The sequence below is a fragment of the Actinosynnema sp. genome (assembly GCF_052038725.1).
The window spans coordinates 1-3,617 of sequence record NZ_JBQGCX010001375.1; the positions used below are offsets into that span (position 1 = coordinate 1).

1 protein-coding gene is annotated in these 3,617 nt (G+C 78.3%); it reads left to right on the forward strand.

Annotated elements, in window-relative coordinates:
* On the forward strand, positions 1–3,617 hold a 3,617-nt coding region (locus ACTUAL_RS29040; RefSeq protein ID WP_440902471.1), incomplete at both ends, for a type I polyketide synthase.

The window sequence follows — 3,617 nt, forward strand, 5'->3', positions numbered from 1 at the left end:
CCCCGGCGCCCAGGAGGACCTGATCCGCACCGCGAACCCCGCCGCCGCAGTCGACCCGCCCACCGGCGACCAGGGCGCGCCCCACGGCACCGGCACCGCGCGCGGCGAGGGCTGCGGCGTCGTCGTGCTCAAGCGGCTCTCCCGCGCGCTGCGCGACGGGGACCGGGTGCTGGCCGTCGTGCGCGGCAGCGCGGTCGGCTCGCACGGACGCTCCAACGGCCTCATGGCGCCCCACCCCGGCGCCCAGGAGGACCTGATCCGCACCGCGCACCGCGCCGCGGGAGTCGACCCGCGCACCGTCGACCTGGTCGAGACCCACGGCACCGGCACCGCGCTCGGAGACCCCGTCGAGGTCAACGCGCTCACCGCCGTCCACGCGCCCGGTCGCCCCGCCGACCGGCCGCTGCTGCTGGGCGCGGTCAAGACCAACCTCGGCCACCTGGAGGCCGCCTCGGGCGTCGCCGGGTTCATCAAGGCGGTGCTGGCGCTGGACCGGGGCGAGATCCCCGCCAACCTGCACCTCACCACCCCGAACCCGCTGCTGCGGCTGGACGAGCGCCCGCTCGCGCCCGTCACCGCGCTCACCGCCTGGCCGCACCGCGACCACCCCCGGCGCGCGGGCGTCAGCTCCTTCGGCTTCGGCGGGGCCATCGCGCACGCGGTGCTGGAGCAGGCCCCCGCCGTGCGCCCGCACGAGCCTTTCGAACCCGACGGCAGCACGCCGGTCGTGCTGCTGTCGGCCGGCTCCCGTGCCGCGCTGCGCGCTGAGGCCCGTGCGCTGCGCTCGGTGCTGGACGGCGATCCGCCGCCGGTGGCCGACCTCGCGCACACCCTCACCACCCGCCGTTCGCACGGCCCGGTCCGCGCGGGCCTGCTCGCCCGCGACGCGGCCGGGCTCGCGGAGGTGCTGACCGAACTGGCCGAGGGCCGTGAGCACCCCGACGCGACCACCGGAGCGGTCCGCGACGACCCGGCCCCGGTGTTCGTGTTCTCCGGCCAGGGCTCCCAGTGGGCGGGCATGGCCGACGGGCTGCTCGACCACGACCCCGACTTCACCGCTGTCATCGACGAGCTGGACCCGGTCGTGCGCGCGCACGGCTGCCCGTCACCGCGCGAGGCGCTGGAGTCCGGTCGCACGGGGGAGTCGGTCACCTGGGTGCAACCGGTGCTGTTCACCGTGCAGGTCGCGCTCGCCGCGCTGTGGCGGGCCAGGGGCGTCGAGCCCGCCGCCGTCCTCGGCCACTCGATGGGCGAGGTCACGGCTGCCGTCGTCGCGGGCGCGCTCAGCCCTCGCGACGGGGCCAGGGTGATCTGCGTGCGCTCCCGGCTCCTCGGCGAGATCGCGGGCGAGGGGCGGATGGCCGTCGTCCCCGAGACCGGGGCTCGTCTGCGGGAGACGATCACCGCCGAGGGCCTCGACGACGCGGTGTCGGTCGCGGTCCTGCTCGGCCCGCAGTCCTCGGTCCTGTCGGGGGATGGCGCGGGCGTCGAGCGGGTGGCGACCGCCCTCGGCGCCGACCCGCTGTGGGTGGGGGTCGACGTGGCCTCGCACTCCCCGCAGGTCGACCCGCTGCTCGGCCGGGTCGTCGAGGAGCTGGCCGACCTCGCACCGTCCGAGCCCCTCATCCCGCTCTACTCGACGGTGACCGGACAACGGCTGACCTCGCCGCCGGACGCGCACTACTGGGCGGCGAACCTGCGCGAACCGGTGCGCCTGCCGGACGCGGTCGCAGCGGCGGCCGACGCGGGCCACTCCGTGTTCCTGGAGGTCAGCCCGCACCCCGTGCTCACCCGGCCGGTCGCGGAGGCGCTGCGGTCGCTGGGCGTGCCCGACCCCGCGGTGCTGCACACCCTGCACCGCGAGCGCGGCGGCCCCGAGGCCGTGGCACTGGCCGCCGCCGGCCTGGCCTGCCTGGGGGCGACCCCGGTGTGGCGCGGCGCGTGGACCGGCGGCCGACTGGTCGACCTGCCGCCGAGGACTTGGGACACCACCCGGTTCTGGCGCTCCCCGGTCGACGTGCCCGCGCGGGAGGACGGCGCCGCACGCCTGCGGTCCGAGGAGGAGGGCCCGCTGCTCGGACCGCCCACCGAACTGGCGGACCAGCCGGGAACCCTGGTGTGGCAGTCGGAGCCCGGCGCGGAACGGGCGGAGTGGCTCGCCGCGCACGAAGTCCTGGGCGAACCGGTGCTGCCCGCGTCCGCCGCGCTGGTCGCCGCGCTGTCCGCCGCGCGCGACCTGGGGTTCGAGCGGGGCGGCGTCCGCGACCTGGTGCTGCACCAACCGGTCCCGGCCGTGCCCGGCCTGCGGCTGCAGGGCGTGGCCCGCCGCGACCGCGGGGTCGGGGCGGCGACCTTCACCCTGCACTTCCGCACCGCCCCGGAACTGCCGTGGGCGCAGGCGGCCTCGGCCCGGCTGCACGACGACCACGACCTGCCGACCCCGCCGCCACCCCGCTCCGACGGGGTGGAGCGGGACGTCGCACGCTGGTACGACCTGCTGGCCGGGCACGGCATCGGGTTCGGCCCCGCGCTGCGGGTGGTGACCGGGCTGCGCTCGGGGGCCGGAACCGCGGTGGCTGAGCTGTCCGGCGCGGCGCCGGACCCGGCCCTGCTGACCGGCGCCTTCCAGGCGGTGGCCGCCGCGCTGCCCGAGGACCTGCCCGGCCCCGCCCTGGTGACGGGCGTGACCGCCTGCGCCGTGCTCGACCCCGCGACCCCGACCACCGTCACCGCGACGGTCACCGGGCACGGGCGGGAACTGCGTGCCGACGCGTGGCTGTGGGCGGGCCGGACCCCGGTGGCGGCGCTCACGGGCATCCGGCTGCTGCCGCTCGGCGCCCCCGACGCGCCGGGGGCCGGGAACGGGGCGGTCGTCGACCGGAGCACGGCCGACCGGCCCACGCGAACCGGTCCCACCACCCCCGACCACGAGCGCGCCGACCACCCCGTCGAGGCGCCGGACCCGGCCTGGTCGCACCACCTCGCGTGGCGCGCCACGCCCCTGGAACCGGCCGCCGTCCCGCCCCAGGAGTGGCTCGTCGTCGGCGGGACCCCCGAGCAGGCCGACGAGTGGCGGGCCTTCGGCGTGCGGACCCGCCTCGCCCCGGACCCCGCGTCGGCGCTCGCCGCGCTGGCGGACGGCTCACCTGCCACCCGGCTCATCGTGTTCGCCGACGCGCTCGGCGCGGGCGGCGACGACCCCGACGTCGCCGCCGAGGCGACGCTGCGCGCCTTCGACCTGGTCACCGCGCTCGCGGCCCTGTCCGCGCCCCCGCGCCTGCACCTGGTCACCCGGCGCGCCCACCTCCTCCCCGGCGACACCACCGCAGATCCGGGACACGCGGCCCTGTGGGGCGCGGGCCGGTCCGCGGCGCTGGAGCACCCCGACCTGTGGGGAGGCCTGGTCGACCTCGACGAGCACCCGCGCACCGCGCTGCGCCTGCTCACGGAGATCACCTCCGCGGATCCCGGCGCCCAGAGCGCCTACCGCGCCGACACCAGGCACATCCCGGTGCTGCGCAGGTCCGAACCGGCCACCGCCCCCGCCCGCGCCCTGTCGGGCACCCACCTGATCGTCGGCGCCACCGGCAGGATCGGCCCGCACCTGGCAGCCGAAC